This window comes from Desulfobacula toluolica Tol2 (assembly GCF_000307105.1).
Taxonomy (GTDB): domain Bacteria; phylum Desulfobacterota; class Desulfobacteria; order Desulfobacterales; family Desulfobacteraceae; genus Desulfobacula; species Desulfobacula toluolica.
Window position 1 is genome coordinate 5119059 of record NC_018645.1, and the last position, 20479, is coordinate 5139537.

Annotated in this window: 14 protein-coding genes and 1 riboswitch; of the genes, 7 read left to right on the forward strand and 7 right to left on the reverse strand. The window is 39.8% G+C overall.

From position 1 onward, the window contains the following. The first annotated feature begins 21 nt into the window (after positions 1–21). The gene (locus tag TOL2_RS22910; RefSeq protein ID WP_014959654.1) at positions 22–3336 is read left to right on the forward strand and encodes an AAA family ATPase; all 3315 of its coding nucleotides are present in this window, start codon (positions 22–24) and stop codon (positions 3334–3336) included. A 16-nt stretch (positions 3337–3352) separates the two neighbouring features. Here the strand turns inward: TOL2_RS22910 and TOL2_RS22915 are convergent, their stop codons facing one another. From TOL2_RS22915 to TOL2_RS22935, 5 genes are all read right to left on the reverse strand, one after another. Further along, a complete protein-coding gene (locus TOL2_RS22915) occupies positions 3353–3925 on the reverse strand; it encodes a hypothetical protein (RefSeq protein ID WP_014959655.1) in 573 nt (190 codons plus the stop codon). 90 nt (positions 3926–4015) lie between these two features. Beyond that, positions 4016–4990: a flotillin-like protein FloA gene (gene floA, locus TOL2_RS22920; protein WP_014959656.1), complete on the reverse strand. Its 975-nt coding sequence runs from the start codon at positions 4988–4990 to the stop codon at positions 4016–4018. 15 nt (positions 4991–5005) lie between these two features. Next, entirely contained in the window at positions 5006–5482 is a 477-nt protein-coding gene (locus TOL2_RS22925; RefSeq protein ID WP_014959657.1) for an NfeD family protein, read from the reverse strand. A 16-nt stretch (positions 5483–5498) separates the two neighbouring features. Beyond that, positions 5499–6959: an NfeD family protein gene (locus tag TOL2_RS22930; protein WP_014959658.1), complete on the reverse strand. Its 1461-nt coding sequence runs from the start codon at positions 6957–6959 to the stop codon at positions 5499–5501. Positions 6960–7069: 110 nt separating this feature from the next. Then, complete coding sequence (locus TOL2_RS22935; RefSeq protein ID WP_014959659.1) at positions 7070–7555, reverse strand: pyridoxamine 5'-phosphate oxidase family protein; 486 nt, start codon at positions 7553–7555, stop codon at positions 7070–7072. 529 nt (positions 7556–8084) lie between these two features. Here TOL2_RS22935 and TOL2_RS22940 point away from each other — a divergent pair. Beyond that, the gene (locus TOL2_RS22940; protein WP_014959660.1) at positions 8085–11144 is read left to right on the forward strand and encodes a metallophosphoesterase; all 3060 of its coding nucleotides are present in this window, start codon (positions 8085–8087) and stop codon (positions 11142–11144) included. A 416-nt stretch (positions 11145–11560) separates the two neighbouring features. Here the strand turns inward: TOL2_RS22940 and TOL2_RS22945 are convergent, their stop codons facing one another. Both TOL2_RS22945 and glnE read right to left on the reverse strand, forming a co-directional pair. Further along, positions 11561–11977 (reverse strand): hypothetical protein, encoded by a 417-nt coding sequence (locus tag TOL2_RS22945; RefSeq protein ID WP_014959661.1) that lies wholly within the window; start codon positions 11975–11977, stop codon positions 11561–11563. Positions 11978–12171: 194 nt separating this feature from the next. Further along, complete coding sequence (glnE, locus tag TOL2_RS22950) at positions 12172–15072, reverse strand: bifunctional [glutamate--ammonia ligase]-adenylyl-L-tyrosine phosphorylase/[glutamate--ammonia-ligase] adenylyltransferase (protein WP_014959662.1); 2901 nt, start codon at positions 15070–15072, stop codon at positions 12172–12174. Positions 15073–15514: 442 nt separating this feature from the next. Here glnE and TOL2_RS22955 point away from each other — a divergent pair, with 442 nt between their 5' ends. From TOL2_RS22955 to TOL2_RS22975, 5 genes are all read left to right on the forward strand, one after another. Then, on the forward strand, positions 15515–16126 hold the full coding sequence (locus TOL2_RS22955; RefSeq protein WP_014959663.1) for an ABC transporter ATP-binding protein: 612 nt from the start codon (positions 15515–15517) through the stop codon (positions 16124–16126). A gap of 1 nt (position 16127) precedes the next feature. After that, positions 16128–16922: an ABC transporter permease gene (locus TOL2_RS22960; RefSeq protein ID WP_014959664.1), complete on the forward strand. Its 795-nt coding sequence runs from the start codon at positions 16128–16130 to the stop codon at positions 16920–16922. A 15-nt stretch (positions 16923–16937) separates the two neighbouring features. Then, positions 16938–18659 carry an adenine deaminase gene (ade, locus tag TOL2_RS22965; RefSeq protein ID WP_014959665.1) on the forward strand — a complete coding sequence of 574 codons (1722 nt, stop codon included), beginning with the start codon at positions 16938–16940 and terminating at the stop codon, positions 18657–18659. 152 nt (positions 18660–18811) lie between these two features. Continuing rightward, positions 18812–19004, forward strand: a riboswitch (cobalamin riboswitch). A 134-nt stretch (positions 19005–19138) separates the two neighbouring features. Continuing rightward, entirely contained in the window at positions 19139–19414 is a 276-nt protein-coding gene (locus tag TOL2_RS22970; protein WP_014959667.1) for a hypothetical protein, read from the forward strand. A gap of 14 nt (positions 19415–19428) precedes the next feature. Then, positions 19429–20472, forward strand: a complete 1044-nt coding sequence (locus tag TOL2_RS22975; protein WP_232508007.1) for a FecCD family ABC transporter permease — start codon at positions 19429–19431, stop codon at positions 20470–20472. Positions 20473–20479: the final 7 nt, after the last annotated feature.

A 20479-nucleotide genomic window follows, 5' to 3' on the forward strand; every position in this document is an offset into this window, starting at 1 on the left:
ATTTTATCCAGGGAGAAGGCCATGGCAAAAAGAACTACAAAAGAAAAAACATTAATCCGGCTTCCGGAAGATTCCATCAAAAAAATAGAAAACCTTGTGGCGGCATGGAATTATGATACAAAAGCCTTTGTCCGGTCCCGGCTGAACCAGTATAAACCCATCCATCCCTTGATTTCATTTTTGAAAGAATATTTTTTTCTTTTTTTCTTTATGAAACGGAAAAAAAGGAAAATGAATGTGCTGAACAATCCTGAAATTCTCAGGGATTGGAAAAAACGGTTTTTATATTCAGGCGAGACCAATCCGGGCGCATCCTGGAATACCATTATTGAAAAAGAACTGACAAAACCGGAATATCATTATCTGATTGCCGTACTGGACAAGGAACTGACAGATCTCCACGTTCCGTTTGAACTTGAGAAAACTTTTGACAAGATATACCGGGCCCATATCCGCAAAGAACATATTGAAGACCCGGATGTGCCCAAAGCCCCCATTGTTCTCATCGAAGGCACTTCCGGCAGCGGCAAGAGCGCAACGGTCAGGGAAACCCTGGAAAAGGTGGTGTTCAGGAACGAAGTGATCCCCATGGTTGACTGGAAAAAGAAAAAAGAAGAAATTCTTGCCACGCACAGCCTGTTTACAAGCCTGGAAGATGTTGACCCTGAATTTGCCATGAAGATTGCAAGAAAAAGAAAACAGGTTTTTTACAGTCGCCTGGCACAAATTCCGATTTTAAGACGCATTTTTAAAAAACGAATCATGAGCAACCTGACCTATTTTGAAGAACGGGGAATGACGGTTGATTCATCCATTATTACCCCCAACGATTATCAGACAGCATTATCAGGAGAACCGGGCAATTATTTTAAACGGGCCATGGGTCACCCCAAAACCACCTCCATTCGTCACATTGAAGAAGCACACTCTGCATTTGGGAAGTCAGAAAGCGGTCCCGGCAGCGGAGGGGCGGAAAAACAGCAGCGGACCCTGATTGATACCTCCAATATTGTACTGGATGAAATTATCGAGGGCAGGCGCGACTGTTTTGTCATTGCCACAAGCGACCAGACCCATCGGTTTGATTCCGCCATATACAGACGTTTTGTGGAAAAAGGTTGTATCATTGACATCTCCAAATACTGGATGAATGCGGAGAATCTCAAAAAAATCATCTTTCTTGAAATCAAGCGGCACCAGATCCCCACCCTGTATCACCAGGATTCTGAAAGCCTTGATGCTGCCGCAAAAAAAATATATGCCGTGTTTAAGGAAAGAAGCCTTAAAATCAGTCCTGCATATGTGAGAAAACTTATTGAATCCATCATCAATATCCGGGGGGATTTTATTCTTGATTTTCTGGACAACAGCATCCTGGTCAGGAATGCGTTTCAGCTGGTGGCTAAAAATGTCTATGGCGAATTGTACAGCAAGGTGGTTGACCGTATGGACAGGACCGTTAAATGGGATGAGTATGTGGGGGATATCAAGGACAAGTTTTCAGAAATGGCCAACAATTGCTTCAGTTATGGTATCAGCGAGGACAAAGGGGTTGTTTTGACCGGACCGCCGGGCAGTGGGAAAACTTTTCTTGTTCGGACCTGGCTTTCCTCCAATCTCAAGGTTCATGATATCGCCACAAGCCCTTCGGCTCTTCAGGACCCTTCAAGCCCGGTCCACGGGGCAGTATCCAATCTTGAAAAGGTGTATGATATTGCAAAAATGGTCGCGCCGACTATCATTTTCTTTGACGAAGGAGATGCCCTGGCACCCCGCAGAAGTGCCACGGGCGGTCAGCCTTCGGATGCATTGACCAATAAATTTTTAAATATTATTGATGGGGAAATCCCGCTGAATAAAGTTTTTACGGTTTTGACCACCAACCGCCTGGATATTCTTGATCCTGCCCTGATCCGTTCAAAAAGACTTAAAACCCTTGAAATATCAGGTCATATGCGGCAAAAAGATATCTTTGACATCATAAAAAAACAATTTGAATCAGCTGCTCATCACCGTGAGTTTGAAATTGAAAAAATCATTGAGACGGCCCAGGGAATCTGTAACACGCCGGCTGATTACACTTCGTTCACGGAAAAAGCCATTGCCCTTTGCAGCACGGAATATAAGGTGCTGTTAAAGCTCCGGCGGCTTAAAGAGTCCACCCGGGAAGAAAAATATAATTTTATCAAGCTTAATTTTAAAACCATTATTGGTATTCTTGATGCGGTCAAAGCTCCGCCCTTGATAAAGTCAAAAATCAAGCATGATATCAAAAACTTTGTGGCCCACTATGACCAGATTCTTGCCAATGTGGATCACATCAGGTCGGAAAAAGATTATCCGCTGGTGGAAGCTCATCTTGAATCCGCCAGAAGGGAAATATCCCAGAGTCCTGTAAGAAAAGGGTCTATTCAACTCAATGAGTTTTTGGAAACGGAATTGAGCAAAGAGCCCCAGGTTGGATTCATCATTGGGGTTGGGGCAAACGATCTCACCGGAATGCTGCTGCCCATTGCCACCAGCCTTACCGGCAGGGTGGACGGCTCTCAAATTATTGTCACGGGTGCGGTTTCGTCTTCTTCAGCAAATTCGGCAGAACTTGACATGGCGGTTCAAATGACCAAACAGTCTGCCCAGGAAGCCTTGACCATGGTGAAAAACTATATTCAGGAGCTGTCTCCCAAATACAGCATTCCATGGGTTTTTGGTGATTTTTTACAGAGATATTCCATTCACCATCAACTGCTTTCCGCATCTTATAATGTTGGCGGACCATCTGCCGGGTATGCCCTTGCCTTGAATACGCTTTCCGCGCTTTTGCGGATTCCTTTGTGCATTGATTTCGGTATTACCGGAGCGCCCTGGACCAAAGGAGTCAGAAAAGATGAAGTCGGCGGGTCCGTCATTATCGGAGGTCACAGGAAAAAGACGGAAAAGGTTTTGTTATATCTTCGAAGAATGTATATGCCGTTACAAAACTATAAGGATCTTGAACCTGAATTTTTAATGGGATACTGGCAACGCAAAAAAGATATCATTGCCGTAACTCATTTTGCCGATCTCATGCCTGAAGTGCTGTTCCTGGATGATGAACACAACCGGCAGCGCGAAGAGTTGATTGAGATGCGGATCAAGTTAAAAAGTGAAAAATACTATGCCACTAAAAGAACACCGAATCTCAAAGAAAATATTATCCAAACAAAACAGGAGATGAGAAATCGGGCGGAAAATGAAATATTAAAGCGGGTCGATGCCATTCGCAAATATCTTACAGATCCTGACAGGGAAAAATATATCTCCCATGAGCAAATTTTTAAAAATTATATGGAAGAATAAGGCTTTTTAAAATTTTCTACTCATCCTTTAATGCTATGGGTTTGGACAAAACTTCAGACCAGATAACGGCATTTTGCAATGGATCTGATTTAAAACAATACCTGTTGCGAAAATGGCGCATTGGTTTCCCGGTACACGGCTCTTCTTTCCGGCTCCCTTTACAAGGATCTTCTCTTTGATAGTGTGTGCTTTCGGCAGGGAGGTCTGTTTTTTCATGCTGTACATCCTTTTGACACCGAATTCTTGTGCCGGGATAGTCTGTTTTTCCAGGTGTCACATATTTATCCACATCTTCTCCGGTAACCTCCAGGCCGGGATGTGACGTTTGGTCTTCTTCAAGCACATCCCACAGGGTATCCGGTTTTTTGACTGCCTCCTGCTGCTGCTGAGCCTGTTTTTCAAGTTCCTCAACAAACTCCCGGATCTGATCGCTGATCCGGCCAAGTATGGATGATTTTGTCTTTTTTGCTTTTGGTGTTATTTTCGGTGTAATTTTCTTTTTTTTCCTGGCTTGAACCTGTTTTAAAATAGACGGCATGATAAAAAAAATAATGAGAAAAATAACGGTGATAATGGAATCAAAATCCATGGCGCTTATCCTTGCTAAAAAGAGGGTCTTAAATCCCCTGCTCCAAATTTCAAATTTTAGGGCAGGGGATAAAAGACCGGTATGTTCGGGTTATTTTTCAGGTCCTGATTCGGGTGTTGCGATCTCTTCCCGCATCCGGGTATCTGCGGCAATGTTTTTCATTCTATAATAATCCATAATCCCCAGGTTGCCGCTTCTGAAGGCTTCCGCCATTGCCAGGGGCACTTGTGCTTCTGCTTCCACAACCTTGGCCCGCATTTCCTGGACCCTGGCTTTCATCTCCTGTTCCTGGGCAAATGCCATGGCACGCTTTTCCTCGGCTTTTGCCTGGGCGATTTTCTTGTCTGCCTCTGCCCGGTCGGTTTCCAGCTCAGCGCCTATGTTTTTGCCCACATCCACATCCGCAATATCAATGGATAAAATTTCATAAGCAGTTCCGGCATCCAGCCCTTTTTTCAACACGGTTTTTGATATGGAATCCGGGTTTTCAAGCACTTCCTTGTGGGTGATGGCAGATCCTATGGTGGTGACAATGCCTTCGCCCACCCTTGCCAGAATGGTTTCTTCCCCGGCCCCGCCCACAAGGCGGTCAATATTGGCCCGCACCGTGACTCTTGAAATGGCTTTCAACTGAATGCCGTCCTTTGCCATGGCAGCCACAAGCGGGGTCTCAATGACTTTCGGATTGACGGACATCTGTACGGCTTCCAGAACATCCCTGCCTGCCAGATCAATGGCAACTGCCCGGTTAAAGGTCAGTTCGATGTTGGCTTTGTCTGCGGCAATCAGGGCCTGGATTACCCGGCTGACATTTCCGCCGGCAAGGTAGTGGGACTCAAGACTGTCCGTGGGTATTTCAATGCCGGCTTTGACGGCCATAATTTTGGATTCAACAATCAGCTTTGGCGGAACTTTCCTGAACCGCATGAAAATGATATTGATTAACCCGACCTTTGCACCGGATACTAATGCCTGGAGCCACAAGGTCAGATATGAAAAAATAAAATAAAACAGTACCAGGCCGATAATGCCTGCAAAAATTAACAGAATGTACATAAAATCCATTTAAATCATCTCCTCTTAGTTGTTTTTTTCAACAATAATACGGTTTCCTGTGACACCCGTGACAATAATAGGTGTATCTGCTTCAATATATTCTCCATCAGTCACCACATCCACCCGTTGTGAGTTGATCTCAGCGATTCCTGCCGGGCGAAGGTCGGTAACGGATTTTCCTTTCATGTGAAGATAGCTTTCAAATTCCTGATTTTGTGACACCACACCGTTTTGTTTTGATAACTCCTGCTTGAGCGCCAGTGGTGATTTTGCCAGTATTTTCATCCCCAAAACAATTAAAACAGGAATCATGGTGACATCCAGGCCTGTGATGACCATCCCGGCTGTTGTGGATATGGTGGTAAACACCAGGTACGGGGAATAACAAAACAGACCCAGTGCAATAACGGTTAACAGCCCTAATGAAGGGATGAAAATTTCAGCAATGATGACTAAAATTCCAAGTATTTGAAGAAGAACAGGTAAAATATAGGGTTTCATTCCGCGCCTTTATGTTTCAGGAAATTTTGGGTTTAACGATAACACGATTTTGATCTATTTTGTCAATTATAACCGGAGTGCCCTGGTCAATGAATTCACCCCGGGTTATGGCATCGATTTTTTTGTTGTGGATCAACACCTTGCCTGAAGGGCGAAGAAAGCTATGGGCTGTTCCCGTATCTCCGGGTTTTATGTTCAAGTCGGTTGTTGCATCCACATGGGAATGCGATAAAGTCTCTTCAAGATAGGGGCCTTTGACTAATTTTGAAAACAATGGCAAAACAAACCGGATCATGAACAAAGAGATGAAAAAGGCAAACATAAACGAACCCAGCACCAGTGCCAGATTTTTCATCAGCAGCCTGCCTTCCCAGGGAAATGAAGGGTCGGGAACCACAAATTGCTGAAACGAAAGAACAAGGCCAACCGCAATAACCGCCAGTCCTGAAATTCCCGCAATACCGAATCCCGGAAGAACAAACACCTCCACGCCAAGCAGCAGAACCCCGATGAGCAGGAGTAACAATTCCGTATAGTCTGCAAGGCCGACCAGGTATTGATTAAAAAATACCAGCCCAAGGCATGTGATGCCGATAAAACCGGGGATACCGAATCCAGGAGCTTTTATTTCCGTATATATGGCTCCGATTCCTATGAGCATCAATACGGGTAAAAACGGCTGCAAAAATCTGACCAGGCTTTCGGACCAGGATTCCTCAATGGTGATAACATCAATTGAATCATACCCGGCAAAAGACAGGGCTTGTTCGATACTTTTTACGCTTTTTTGGGAAAACCCAAGGCCAAGGGCTTCAACGTCATCCATGGTCAGCAGTTCTCCCTTGGCAACAATGGTCTTTTTAGACGTGATCTTTTTTTTCTGTTTTTCGGTCAGGTCGTCATATGCTTTTTTATCCATGAATTTTTTTTGACCGTCAATCTCCACCTGGTAGACTTCCATATCAATTGTGACCATGGACTCTGCCAGTACCACGGGGTAATTGTTTTTCTTTGCAAGGGCACGAAATCTTGCCCGCAGAACGGTCTGAATTTTTTCCCCGGCCATTTTCTGACCTTCCTGGGTCTGGATGATGGGAGCGCAATCCCCGATGATGGTGTGATTTTTCATGAACAAAAGATTTGAAGACAGTGCAATCAGGGCCCCTGCGGAAATAGCTCTTTTTTCCACAAATGCAATGGTTTTTCCCTTGGGCACATTGGAAATTGTGTCCACAATCTCAAGGGCTGCATCCACCCTGCCGCCGAATGTATCCAGTTTAAACACAAAAACAGCGTCTGTTTCGTCCTTGATCTCTTCCAAAGCTCTTTTGACATAGGCGGCCATGCCGGGTTCCACTGTGCCGGAAACAGGAATGACATATACTTTTTGCTTTTTTGAGGAAGCATACAATGTGTTTGTACAAAAAAACATACAAAAACAAACCAGGATATATATCAGATATTTTTTTTGCTTCATTTAAACGTTTCTCATTGAATGATGGATTATCTTAATTACACGATAGATAATTTTCTCTTTAAGGTCAAGGCGCTTTTGAGTAACTGCCACGGCCAGACCTGCAAAAAGAGTCAGGTGATGTTGTTTAAATTGATTTGGGATCTTTTGCCGGTTGCCTTGGAATTGTCAGATAAAAAGATTTTATCCGGATGAAAACAATAGAGCTGTGATTTGAATTTTTCTAAAAAAAAGCGGTTGTTTTTAACAATTTGAGGGCCGAATATTTTTTCCAGGAAATTAAACTTGGCCACATATTTTTTAACAATTACAAGATATCTGGTCTTTTTTGATACTTTTTCAAGTTTTCCAGACATCTGGAATCCAAAAATTTCATCCATCCGGTCTGCATCCTGGAAAATAGACGCAGAAATATTTTTTTGATCTTTTGCGTATTGTATGTGCCGGGAATTTTCATTGGAAAAAAAATAAAACCCGTTGTCATGAAACACAAAATACACAGGGGATGACCACGGGATATCCTTATCTGAAACCGCAAGAGTCATGACCCTTGTTTCGTTGATCAGCCGACTTGTTTTGTTTTGAATTTCTTTGTCCATATGTTGAATACTTATGTCATATTTTAAGTGTTTGGGCCAGATTTTTCCTGAACAATTTGTAAGACTGCCGGGGATTGTGTGTCAGTCTATGCTGTTCTGCAAAGGTTGAAAAACGAATATCTTTTTTTTCGGATCGGTTCAACGGTTGTGTGGTTTCCTTTTTTGGGATGGTTTGGATTTTTTATAATTTCATTAAGTTTTATTAAAATTAGGGCTAAACTTAACGGGATTTTTTTGAGAGAAGCAAACCCAAACTTACTAAAACGGTCAAAAGACTTTAGAAACAGTACTCTTGACGGACTTTAAACCCGTTAACTTTTATGTAAAAGTTAATGGGTAAGATAAACTGCTCAAAAAACAATTTTTTATTTAATGAGTTGAATTTTTGAAGCATAAAGTATATCGATGGTTTGAAAACTATTTGAATTACTAAAAGCCACTATTCAAATTAGAATTTGAATTATTTTTCAGTCAAACGATTTTGTGAATACTTTCAATAATTGGATCTTGTAACTTGAAAGGGTAGTATATGAGAATATTACATCTGTCAGATCTTCATTTTGGAAATAAATATAAAGAAAATATAAATAGAATGTTTCCTTCTTTTCTTAAAACTATCAAAAAAATTAACAATGATAAAAAAATAGATCTTATAGTATTTACGGGAGATTTAGTTTGGAATGGAAACTCAATTGATACATTTTATGAAGTGAATAAAAAATTCATTGAGCCTACTATAAATGAAATTTCTATAGGAAAGGATCAGTTTATTTTATGTTCTGGTAATCATGATATGTCTGATAATAAAGAACTCCTTGCGATTACTGAATATATTGACAAATTAAAAAATGATGATGAACTGAATCATTTTTTTGAAAATGAGGATCAGCAGTTCAATCTAAGCTACGAGAAGTCCGATAATTACTTTAAGTTTGTTAAACAATACTATCATAAGGATAACATTCAAAGGTTATTTCATACATTTGAAAGGGAAATCCGAGATCAAAAAATTGGTATAGTCTCATTTCATACTCCTTGGAGATCGTTCCTTGGAGATCATTCTGGATGTTTATTAATTCCAACTCAAGCTATATATAATGCATATAATGCAATCCCAAAATGTGATTTATATATTTCATTGATGCACCATCCTTTAAACGATCTGAAAAAATTTAATATTGGTAGTATTGAGGATATTCTTTTTGAAAAATTTCATATAAATTTTTCAGGACACTATCATAAAAAAAGACAAGGGGTTGTTTTTACATCTGATATCGGAATGCTTTCAGTTTCTTCTATGGCTTCAATGTCTGGTAATGATGGTAGTATGATAGGCTTTTCTGTTACAGATATTGATATAGATACCTTTGAAATCGACATATCAAATTATACATATATTCAGCATGATAATGTTTTCCCTAAATCTTCATCAATAAATCATAAATTACCTATGAATGAAGAAAAATTAGCCCAAGTAAATATTCTTAAAAGATTGAAAGAGCTTAAAGATGATGTATCGCAGGATGCCAACGCATTACTTATAAATTATGACGATGCTGGAAATAGAACATTTGTTGAACAATTTAATGAGCCAACACTAAAAGAAAAATCTCATTACGAATCAATGGAAGCTCAAAACACTTTAAAAAAAGGCAATATATTTAATATAGGTCAGCTATTTAATAAAAATTATATCATATATGGTAAAGATAAATATGGAAAAACAAGCTTATTAAGGAAACTGCAATTAGATCTTCTTGAAGACTTCAAAAAGTTAAAAACAATTCCTATTTATATAGATTTCAAAAATATAGATAGGCTTGATGCTGTATCTTTACAAAAAGAAATCAGACGCATTTTCCATTTGCCAAGTGCAAAAGCTGCTTCGTTGATTTCAGATAGTGAGTTCCAATTTTTGATTGATAATTATAATTCAGAAATACCACGGCATGATGTCATTTTAAATAACCTTACTAAGGAGGTTAAAAATTTTGTTGTAACCTTAACTTCTGAAGAAACTCAAGAAAGCTACATTAGCCAAACAAAAATAAATCAAGTTCAGATAAAGAAATTGTTTATTCATCCAATTACAAGGAAGAATATCAGAACTCATACATCAAAATTTCTTGCAGATTATGATTCAGAACTGAAACAAGAAATTATTCAAAAAATAGTAACAATATTTAATCAAATGAATATACCATTTAATTATTGGTATTTATCTTTATTCTTGTGGATTTATAAAAAAGAAAAAAACATCAGCATTACCGATAACGTAGAAATGCTGATATTATATATTGATAAGCTATTAGAGCGTGAACAAATAGCACAAATGAACAAAAATATTGATTATGATTTATTCAAAAAACTTTTAGGAGAGTTATCTCATGCTTTTTTATCAAAACATTCTCCTGAAAATTATTCGATGTCATATGCTGAACTTGTTCTTTTTGTTTCAAGATTCAAAGACAGAGAAATTAGGTTTGTTACTGATGTGGAAGAAATCATACTATATTTGCTCGACAAGGGCATATTAAAGAAAGAGGGGTATAGTGGACGTTATAGTTTTCGGTTAAATGGTGTTATGGAATATTTCACTGCTGTTTATATGACAGATAACAGTAACTTTGTGGATAAAATTCTTAATGATGATCAATATTTTTTAAGATATGCTAATGAAATTGAAATTTATGCTGGTTTGAATCGAAAAAATAGTGAACTTTTGAACAAACTTCATAAAAAAACAAAAAATGCATTTAAAGAATTGAACAAAAAGTATAAAGAGAATCCAGATAAAATTTTATTTGATAAAATTAAGCATTATAGAGAATTAGCAAAGTCAATTTCTAATTTAGACGTTAAAGAGCAAATACCTATCGAATCCGACAAACAGGATGATATGCTTGATGAGGTTGGACCCGTTCAAGGGTTTAGTGAAGGGGTAAAAGTAAAGGAACCTATTGATTTAACAGGAGGTTATACTTTAAATCAACTATGGAAACACATTTTTATTTTAGCTAGGGCGTTTAGAAGTTTGACTCTAATAAACGATTCCAACCAAATGAACAAATCTTTTGAATTAATAGTTGAATCATATATAAATATCGGATTTGAATTCATAGAAGAAATTGATTTTGTTAAAGAAAAATCAGAAAAAGATATTGAGAAAAAATTAATTAGCGTGTTAACCAGTTTTATACCATTAATAACTCAATTAAATTTGTCCAGCGCGGTTTTACATAAAAATTTAACAAGATTTATTGAAGAAAAGATCACAGAACTTGAACAGGACGTAAACAACAACCAATACAAATTAATGCTGTTTTATTTTATGTTATTAGATGCAAATATTGATTCAAATAAAAAAACAATAGAGAGTGTTACAAGAAACATTACATTGATGTCTCTAAAAAATACTATTGTTATTAAGCTGTTATATTATCTTCTTTTTAAATTAAACGGCAATAAACCATTAGAAAAATTTTTAAAAAACAAAATTGTGAAATTGCAACTTGAGCTTACACCTGATGCTAAGAAAAATACAATAATCAATAACGTAGATAAAAAATTATTATTGAATCGTTTGTAATTTTTCCAGAAGACTCAAGGATAATAATATCCTTGAATTTTTTAAACCCGTTAACTTTTTACCAAAAGTTAATGACTTTCAATTATTTTACCATTGTGCCACCTGTAATGAATATTAACTTTGTGCAAAAAGTCAATATTTGTGAAAACAGCTAAAAGCCTTTAATCACAAGCCTTTTAGCATTTTTAAAGTTTTTTTAGTTATTCCCTGGTTTTAATCTTAAATTTTATATTCACCCAACAATACCTTCGCCAATTTTGTTTCAAGCCAAATCATAGTCCATATAATGTGCCTATGTTAGGCTTGATAGACAATATATTGCGTGTCAAATTATGATTTGAAAATCCGTTTTGAATTTGGCGAAGGTATTGCCCAAGGGTTGCCATTTTAAATACATTGAAAACAGCCCCCCCGGATTAAAGATGAAAGCCAGCAGATGTCTCAAGGGCTAATTCCGGTGTGCCAAAAAATGCTCCATTTGGAAATACGGACGTTTCATAGTTGTTATGGGCATAACTGTAAAAGGCCAATCCCCATTTATCTTCATCACCATAATACCGAAGCCTGAAAAGATGAATTGGCGTGTTTCTCATACGTTCGATATGCTCTTCCCTTGTTTCTGGAAAATCTGTAGGCCATTTTTCAGTAACATCTGGTTCGGTATAAGCGTCGACATAACAAAATTTATCACGGAACCGAATATCAAGCTTTGTATATCGACCAGACAGATTAGCATCCGCATATTTTAAAATACGTTTTTGTGTCTGACTTTTTACTTTATCATTAATTTTAACGCCCCCACTATCTGGGTCTTTTTGCCAAGTGTCTGACATGTACAACATTCTCCTTGTTATTATTACGGCTGTGTCTCAGTCCGGTAAACAATCTCTAAAAGATTAGATAAAATGGAACTCTATCTAAAAAGGGTTATCATATCAACCTTAAAGGCAATTATGGGACTCATACCCTAAGGCAGTGAACGACGTAAGTTCATGGCAAAAGCGGTTCGCTTTATGAGAAAAAGCATTCACTCCTGGTGATCGGTTAAATATCGGTCATATATCTCAATGACATGGCCTCTGGCTTCGGAAAAACAGGTCTGGGGGATTTCAAGGCTTTTTTCCTGGAGATTGAGCCGGTGTATGGCTTTTCGCATGACAAGATAGGCATTTTGAAGCCGTTCACTCTCACAGCCGGTAATAATGCCTTCACCGTCAAGGCTTTCCAGAAGCCGGATATTATCCGTCCAGATGATCAGATCAGGACAGTCATGGGCATGTTTTAAAATCTGATGTTGAACCAGGAATTCAATATCCACAATACCTCCCCTGGACTGTTTTAAATCAAAACAATCTTTCTTGTATGTCAATCGTTCATCCCGCATCCGTTCTCGCATATCTCCCACCTCTTTTTTAAGGGTGGAGGCATCCCTTTTCTTTGTCAGAACAGCGTTCCTGATATCATTGAACCTTGAACAGAGCAGTTTGTCTCCGGCCACGGGTCTGGCCCTGATCAATGCCTGATGTTCCCATGTCCAGGCCTGGGTTTCCATATACTCTTCAAAAGCGTCAATGTGGGAGACAATCATTCCTGAAGCCCCTCCTGGTCTCAGCCTCATGTCAGCACCGTACAAGGTTCCTGCAGGCGTATGCATGGTCAATGCATTGATGATTCTCTGGCCCAGGTTTGAATAAAACCGGATGGTGTCAATGCTTTTTTCTCCTCCATGTGTAGTGCCTGACACGTCAGTATGCAAAAAGACAATATCAATGTCTGATTTGTATCCCATTTCAAGCCCGCCCACTTTTCCATAGGCAACAATTGCAAATCCGCAATGATCCAGGCTTTCTCCTGAAATGCCTTCGGGAATTCCGTATTTTTGTGTCACAATATTCCATGAGATTTGAAGAACCTGGGCAAGAACGGTTTCTGCAATATATGTCAAGTGGTCACTGACTTTCATCAACGGGTAACTTCCGCTTACGTCTGCCGCAGAAACCCGCAGCATATTGATCTGCCGGAAAATACACAATTGTTCAAGTAAAAATTCAATATCGCCCGGCGGAATACTTGCCATACGGATCTGCATTTCTTTTTCCAGGGCCTTTTTGCCGGGAGGAAAATAGAGTGTGGCAGGATGCATGAGTTCGTCCATCAGGGCAGGGTGCTTTGAGAAAAAAGAGATGATCCATGGGCTTTTTTTGGCAAGGTTTATCAATGATTTAAGCGCTTTTTTGTTTTCAATTAGCAGCGACAGGTAGCAGGTTCTTCTTTCAATGGTGATGATCAGGTCAATCAATTTGCTTAAAATGGTGTCAGGGTCATTTTGCTCGCTGATTTTCTTGAGCAGTACAGGCATCAGCCTTGCCAGTTTTTTCCTTCCATTGGGCGTTAAGCGTTTTGTGTTTGGGTGTTCTTCAAGGGATCTTAAAAGGCCCAGCATCCTTTTAGGTTCTTTAAATCCGCTAATGGTTACGGCATCTGCAGCAAACTGGGGGTCGTTGATATTGCTCCATAATTCTTTGAGATTTTGTGTTTCTTTGTCTGGTTTGTCCTGCTCTTCGGTAACCAGCAACAGGTTGAAATGGGCATGAACCTTTTGCATGTGGTCATTGAGTACCCCGGCAAAATCATCCCATGAATCATACCCCGTGGAAAGCGCCAGGATTTTTTGCTGGTCAGGCTTTTGTGGGATATCATGAGTTTGAAGATCCCCATAGGCCTGAAGCCTGTTTTCCACGATTCGTAAAAACAGGTAGGCATTTTTCAGGTCGTTTTTTGTTGTTTCGTCAATGCAATGATGGATTTGCAGCAGATCCAGAACCTTTAAAATTTTTCGCTCCTGAAGTTTTGGCTCCACCCCGCCCCTGATAAGCTGAAACAACTGCCCGAAAAATTCTATTTCCCTTATTCCTCCGGCACCCAGCTTGATATTGTGTTTTAATTTTTTGTTTTTTACCTGCAGCATAATCCTGTGTTTCATGTCCCGGAAAGAATCAAAAGACCCGTAATCAAAGTACCGCCTGTAAATAAAGGAATTCAGCATTTTTAAAAGCTTGAAGCCCGCCTCAATATCACCGGCAATGGGCCGTGCTTTTATCATGGCATATCTTTCCCATTCTCTGCCCTGGGCCTGGTAATACTCTTCAAACGCTGCGGCACTCATCACCAACGGACCGCTGTCTCCATAAGGCCTTAACCGGGTATCAAGCCTGTAAAAATTAATTTCATGAGACCCGGCTGAAAAAAATTTTAAAAATCTGCGGCATAATTTTGTGAAAAACTCTTGGTTGGAAATGATATTTTCCCCGTTTGTATATCCTTGTTCGGGATAAACAAAAATAAGATCAATATCCGAAGAAAAATTCAACTCCCCGGCACCCAGCTTGCCCATTCCCAGCACAATGATTCTCTGGAAATTTCCCTGGCTGTCCACCGGCATTCCGTAACTTTCACAAAGCGAATCATAGATAACGCTCATGGTCGTAGCAACAATGGCATCGGCAAGATTTGAAAGATCACAAAGCGTCTCTTCGAGCAGGGCGTTGCCTGTCAAATCACGCCAGGCGATTCTTATGCTTTCATACAGCTTGGTCTGTAAGAGGATTTGCTTGGCCATTGACTCATCCATGCCGATGGAAATTTTTTTCTCAAGCTTTATGGCATAGGTCTGTTTGGAATAGGATTTGAACAGGTCTTCTGATTCGATCATCTCCTTGAATATAAAAGGATTCCTGGTGATGCTGGCTGCAACATATTCGCTGAAAAGCAATACCCGTATAAGATCTGATGTTACATTTGAGTTCAAATCAATTTTGCATCCGGATTTTTCAAGGCTTTCCCTGAAAGCGGCCTCCCTGTTTTTTTCAATTTTTAACAAATCTTTATCAAGATCGGGGAATACTTTGTCAATCAGGCTATGGTCCATTTTTATCCTGTCATTTCAGATTTTCATTCAAATACTGAATATCACCATAATATTGTCAACGCATTTTATCAAGAAATGAACTCAATTTTCGAACTTTAGTTTGGCAGACGCGGCAGACAGGTCAGAAGCAGCGAATCCACCCCGCCCATGACCTGACTGAAGTTTTATAGAAACAAAATACCATGATATTGCCGGGCCAACCCCTTGACTTTTTATCAAATTCCTGTAAGTAAATCTGTCAGTAATTAACTCAGCTCTCAGAATTTAAGCGCAGAAGATTCCATAGCAGACGTAGATAATATCATGATTCCCGTCATGTATTTGCTGAAGCAAATGATGGCAATCTCTTAGCTGCAGTAACAATAGGAATACCAGGAGGAATTAGATTGCCTGAAGATGATTATGTTTCTATGGCTACGATTTATGCATAAGGTGGCACAGAATGATCAAGCTTGAGTCCGTATACTTGAACCGGGATGGTAATGATATTTTTTCCGGTTTAAACCTGTCTGTCATGAAAAATGAAAAAGTTTTGATTCAGGGAAAATCAGGTGCAGGCAAAACAACCCTGTTTAAAATTCTTTTGGGATTTGAACAGGTTGACCAAGGTGTGGTGACTATTAACGGGCAAACAATTGATAAATTTCATATTAAACAGATCCGAGAACTCATTTTTTATCTGAGCCAGGACATTGATCTGAGAAATGATCAGGTATGCAATATTATAGATGAGATTTTCACCCGGAACCGGAAAAAAGACCTGAACAAAAAAAAATTAGAGTCTTTCATGGAATTTTTAGAATTGAATCATATGCTGCTTGAGCAGAACGTCAAAAATTTATCAGGCGGAGAGCGCCAAAGAATGGGCCTGTTAATCTGTTTTCTTCTGGATCGTCCCGTATGGCTTTTGGATGAGCCTACCTCGGCCCTTGATGATAATATGAAAAAAAAAGTGGTCGATTGGATTCTTGATCAGAATAAAACAATTATAATTGTTTCCCATGATGATGTCTGGAAGAATAACCCGGGGGTTAAAACAGTGAGGTGGATGTAAATTGGGTGCTTTGGATCTTAGTATTTTTTCTCTTGCCTCATTTTTGATTTTTCTTGTTCCGGTTTTTTATATCAATCGGCATCTGGGGCTTGAGATAAACAAAACCATGATCACTTCTATTGTCAGGATGTGTATACAATTGAGTTTTGTCGGGGTTTATCTTGAATTTTTATTCAAGTTCAATTCACCGGTTTTAAACACGGTTTATCTGCTGATCATGATAGCAATTGCCTGTCAGTCAATTTTAAAGTCCAGCAACCTGAAACTCAGAAAATTTTTTATCCCTGTATTTTTTGCCCTGCTGTTCCCGTTTACCATTATGCTGTTTTTTTTTAATGCGGCAGTGGTGAGAATTGATAATCTGTTTGAAGCAAAATATATGATTCCCATTGGGGGCATGCTGCTTGGCAATTGCCTGAGAAGTATCATTATCGTGTTGAATAATTTTTACTCCGGAATAAGGAGGGATGAAAAAGTTTATCTTTATTCTTTGTCTTTATTGTGCAGCCGCATTCAGGCATTAAAACCCTATTTCAGACAAAGTTTTTTAGCCGCCGTTACACCGACCATGGCGACCATGGCAACCATAGGCCTTGTCTCGTTGCCGGGCATGATGACCGGGCAGATCCTTGGCGGCTCCATTCCCATTGTGGCCATCAAATACCAGATTGCCATTATGTTTTCCATTTTCTACACAGGATATTTTTGTGTCATATTGTCTGTTTTGTTTTCTTTAAAGGTTGGTTTTAATGCCCTTGATGTGTTGAATCAGGATATTTTTGTTTCCAAAGTTTAAAGGGGAGGGGGGAGGATGAAAAATTTTTTGCACAATCTGGCTGTGGCAAGGGGTGAGGTGCCTGCGGACTTACTGATAAAAAATGTACGGGTTATCAATGTTATTTCCGGTGAGATTCATACCGGGAATGTTGCTGTATGTGACGGTCGCTTTATCGGGTTTGGCGAGTATGATGCAAAAAAAATCATTGATGCACAGGGTCTTTACATGTCACCCGGTTTTATTGACGGGCATATGCATTTTGAAAGCACCATGCTGACACTTCCTGAATTTTCACGGGCCGTGCTGCAGCGGGGAACCACTGCCGTAATCATAGATCCTCATGAAATTGCCAATGTGCTGGGGCTGGAAGGAATTCGGTATGTCCTGGACAGTATCAAACAGGTTCCTTTGGATGTGTTTGTCATGCTGCCGTCATGCGTACCGGCCACACCGCTTGAAACTTCAGGTGACAATATCGGTCACAAGGACTTGTGTGCCATGATACACAAGCAAGGGGTGGCCGGAATCGGTGAAATGATGAATTATCCTGCGGTCATTAATGGTGATGAAGAAGTCCATCAACGCATTGCCGCAGCCAAATGGAAAAAAATAGACGGGCATGCTCCGGGTATCAGCGCAAAAGATTTGAATGCGTATATATTTTCCAGAATTGACAGCGACCATGAATCAACATCTGCTAAAGAAGCCAAGGAAAAACTTCAAAAGGGCATGCACATTTTAATCCGGGAAGGTACTTCGGAAAGAAACCTGGAAGATTTGATCGGCATTGTAACAAAAGAAAATTCATGGCACTTTTCCTTTGCCACGGATGATAAACATCCTGATGACCTGCTGGAAGAAGGGCATATTGATCATTCACTGAGAAAATCTATCTCTTTGGGAATGGCTCCCATAACCGCTTATCAGGTTGCCACCATCAACACTGCAAATCACTATGGGCTAAAGAATATAGGGGCAATAAAACCCCGCTTTTGGGCGGATTTTGTTTTGCTCTCTGATTATAAACAGGTGAAAATCGAGGCTGTATATAAAAAAGGTGTGCCTGTTCTGAAAAATCAGTCATTGATTTGCCGCCCTCTTCATAAAATCCCCAAGTTAAGGGGGACAATGAATCCTGGCGAACTGAGCCGGGCAGATTTCAAAATTCCTGCGGCAGGCAGCAAGATCCTTGTCATTGATATCCTGCAAGGTCAGATTGTAACGGATAAATTTATTGCCACTGCCAGGATTAAAAACAATTATATTGAATCCGATATCAGCCGTGATATTCTCAAAATCGTTGTCATAGAAAGACACAATGCTACGGGCCGTATAGGAAAAGCCTTTGTCAGGGGGCTTGGACTCAAGCGAGGGGCAATCGGGTCAACGGTTGCTCATGACGCCCATAATATTGTGATAGCCGGAACCAATGATGTGGATATGTTTGCAGCTTTTCAAAGGATAAAAAAAATGCAGGGAGGACTGGTTGTTGTTGATAATAATCAGGTGGTCGCTGATTTGCCTTTACCTGTTGCAGGTTTGCTGTCCAATAATAGTTTTGAGAAAACAGCTGCTGATTTGAAAATTTTAAAACAAAAGGTGAAAATATTGGGAAGTGACCACCCGTCATTGTTTATGATTTTATCATTTTTATGTCTGTCACCGGTTCCAAAGCTGAAAATAACCGACTTAGGACTTGTTGATGTTGAAAAATTTGCCGTCACGTCTTTGTTTGCAGATGATTGCATCAAATAGGCATGATAACGTCATTTGAACCATCATACAAACCCGCCGTTGTTTTTTTATTTTAACCTTGACGGAAAAAAAGAACCCTGGAGTTTTTATATGTATTTGAAAAAATTGATAAAGATATGAAGTTTTTCTTGACACCGTTGTAGAATCCATCTATTTTATCAAAGGTTTCAGGTGCTGCTTAGGTGCAGTCAAAAGGAAATCCTGTGAAAATCAGGAGCGGACCCGCCGCTGTAATCGGGGATGAACGTCACTATTGCCACTGTTCAATAAGTTGGAGTTAACGGGAAGGGGTGACGACTCAATTGATCCGGAAGTCAGAAAGCCTGCCTGAAAACCTTTGGTCGTGTTGCTTGCGAGGACTTGGGCAGATCAAGAAAATGAGGATAAAAACGGTTCCCATATCAGACAGTTTCTGATATGGGTTTTTTTGTTATGCCCAGTTTCGTGTTATTAGTATTGATAATAACAGAGGAAGTGTTATGAAAAAATTTGAATTTATTGTACTGATTCTCTTTCTGGGCCTGATTCTATGCTCAACCCTCCAAGCCAAATCTACTATTGTTGCAAATTTTATCACAGTCTCGCCGGAAGCAGCTCAATCCGCCCATCTGTTTCATATGGAACAATTTGAACATTACCGGAACGACCTTAACCAAGTAGAACAAAACTTTAGTGCCGAATTTAATAATCAATTCGCAAATCTTTTTGTGTCTTGTATAAAAGATGCTGCAAAAGCTTCAGGTGCAGGCCTGTAGATTATGGCAAAAATTTGAGTATACCGGTTGCCATATCAAAGGGGAGAATAGGATATCTGGTGGTCCTTTTCTCCCTTTTTCTTATTTTAATGACCCTTGTTTCGCTTTCCATGGGATATATCAGGATTCCAATAGTTGATATTATCAGCATTCTTTATGGAAAATTGACCGGTCATCAAATCATGGGAAATGCCAGTGAAACCTATCTGGCTGTTCTGTTTGATGTGCGGCTTCCAAGAATACTGACCTGTACCGCTGTCGGGGCGGCACTTGCCGTATCCGGGAGTTTGTTTCAGGGCATATTGCTAAATCCCCTGGCCGATCCCTATACCCTTGGCGTATCAGCTGGTGCAGCATTTGGTGCAAGTATTGCCATATTATTAAACTTAAGTGCAGCCTTTGTTTCCGTTCCGGCTTTTGCCTTTACAGGTGCTTGTGTTACTTTGTTTGTGGTCATCTTTTTATCTTATTCATCAAAAAACCCCATGGCCGGGCTATCCTCCAACAATTTGATTTTATCCGGAATTATTGTCGCTGCAATACTTTCTGCCGGTATCAGTTTTTTAAAATTTATTGCCAATGAACAGGTCTCGGTCATTATTTTCTGGCTTATGGGAAGTTTTGCTTCCAAAACCTGGTTTGATTTTGTTGTTGTTGTGATTTTTCTGTTGATTGGTCTGTTTGTTTCAATATTTTTTGCCCGTGATCTGAACCTGGTCGCACTTGGGGCCAAATCCGCCACAAGCCTTGGTGTTGATTTGAAAAAAACGACTTTAATCTTGTTGATAACCGGTTCAATGCTGGCGGCCATCTGTGTTTCTGTTTCAGGTATTATAGGGTTTGTGGGTTTGCTGGTTCCGCATACGGTCAGGTTTATCACAGGGCCTGACAACCGGAAACTTATTCCCTTATCCATGCTGGCAGGGGCCTTTTTATTGTTGCTGGCCGATACAATTACCCGGGCAGTCCTTCCCCATGAAATACCCATTGGCGTTTTGACAGCCCTGACAGGCGGTCCTGTTTTTTGCTGGATTTTTAAAAAGAACAGGTTTAAATAGGCGACGT